This is a genomic window from Streptomyces sp. NPDC047974, from assembly GCF_040653375.1.
Taxonomy (GTDB): Bacteria; Actinomycetota; Actinomycetes; order Streptomycetales; family Streptomycetaceae; genus Streptomyces.
Genome location: NZ_JBEZNU010000106.1, coordinates 1 through 1,676, shown reverse-complemented (window position 1 = coordinate 1,676; position 1,676 = coordinate 1). Strand labels below are relative to the sequence as shown.

2 protein-coding genes are annotated in these 1,676 nt (G+C 68.4%); both read right to left on the bottom strand.

All coding sequences use genetic code 11. The features are described 5' to 3' along the window. Window positions 1-23: 23 nt before the first annotated feature. Window positions 24-395, bottom strand: coding sequence for a hypothetical protein (locus AB0E19_RS38615; protein ID WP_362189895.1), 372 nt, complete (start codon window positions 393-395; stop codon window positions 24-26). Next, a complete protein-coding gene (locus AB0E19_RS38610) occupies window positions 395-1,645 on the bottom strand; it encodes an IS256 family transposase (protein WP_362189892.1) in 1,251 nt (416 codons plus the stop codon). Before AB0E19_RS38610 ends, AB0E19_RS38615 begins: the two co-directional genes overlap by 1 nt. Window positions 1,646-1,676: the final 31 nt, after the last annotated feature.

Below are 1,676 nucleotides of genomic sequence, written 5' to 3'. Positions count from 1 at the left end.
GAGCAATAGTCAATAGTTGTGGATCAGTTCGCTCCTCTTGATCTGCCTTCGGAGCTGCTGGCCTTCAGCTGGCTGCGCAGACTTCTGATCTCGGCGACGAGCCGGGGGACGGCTTCGCGGGCGGCAGCGATGAACTGTGCGTTCTCGTCCCACCGCTCGTCGGCGGCGTCGACGTAGCGGGGGTGCTGGACCAGCGTTGCTGCCACGATCTCGCGGTGGTCGAAGTTCGGCCACCGCTCGGCGAGGCCGGTGTCCGGAGTGGTGCTCACGGCGACAAGGTTCATGGCGTGCTCGTCGTCGAGGCTGCGGACGAACCAAGGCCCTGGCGTGGCCGCCTGCGCGAGTTCGCCGAGCTCGTCGAGTTCCTCGTCGCTGAGCGGTTCCGGGGTGGTCATCAGGCTGCGATCTCCTTTCGCTCCACGAGCTGGCCGCTTTCGAACCTTGCGCCCGCACGGACCAGCGGGACCAGGTGTGCTCCAGTGATCGCGCGCCAGCGGTCCTGGGCGGACTCTACGAGCTTGAACACCATGGCGAGGGCGGCGGCCGGGCTGCCGGCCCCGCGCGTAACCTTGGTCCGCAGCTTGACCGTGGAGAACGTCGACTCGATCGGGTTCGTGGTCCTCAGATGGATCCAGTGCTCGGCCGGGAAGTCGTAGAACGCCAGCAGCTCCTCCCGGTCGTCGGTGATCTTCGCGACAGCCTTCGGCCACTTCGTGCCGTAGGTCTTCGCGAACGCCTGGATCGCCTTCTCGGCGTGTGCGCGGTCCTCGGCGTTGTATATCTCCTGCATCGCCTTCGTCGCGCCTGGCTGTGCGGACTTCGGCAGGGCGTTCGTGACGTTTCTGGCTTTGTGGACCCAGCACCTCTGGTGCCGGGCGGCGGGGAAGACCTCGGCCAGGGCCTTCCACAGGCCCATCGCGCCGTCGCCGACGACCAGCTCGGGGTCGCGCATGCCGCGGCGGCGGCAGTCGCGCAGCAGGTCGGCCCACGACTCGGTCGACTCCCGCAGTCCCTCCGCCAGCGCGATGAGCTCCTTGGTGCCGTCCAATCGCACGCCGAGCAGGACAAGCACGCACGAGTGCGCCTGGCCGAGCCTCACCTTGGGATGGACCCCGTCGGCCCACACGTAGACGAAGTCGCGGTCGGACAAGTCGCGCTTCTGGAAAGCAGCGTGATCGTCTCCCCACTGCTTCGTCAGCCTGGTTACCGTCGCCGGCGAGAGCCCGGACGCCGAACCGAGGAACTGCTCCAGGGCGGGCACGAAGTCACCCGAGGAGAGTCCGTGCAGGTAGAGCAGCGGCAGGACCTCGGAGACCTTGGGCGACTTGCGGCACCACGGCGCCAGGATCTTCGAGGAGAACCTCTTACGCTCGCCGGTGGCCTCGTCGACGCGGCGGTCGTTGACCCGGGGCGCGGTGACCTCGACCGGACCGGCTGCCGTGGTGACGGTCCGGGGCTGGTGGCGGCCGTTGCGGACCACCAGACGCCGCCCCCGCTCGTCGGTCTCGGCGGCTAATTCGGCTATGTACTGGTTGACTTCCGCCTCCAGTGCCGCGGCCAGCATCCGGCGGGCGCCTTCGCGGACGATCTCGTCGATCAGGGAGCCGGACTCGGTGGTGCCGTCCGCGGTGACTACGCTGAGCACGGGCGTGCCTTCCCGACCCGCGCGCCAACGC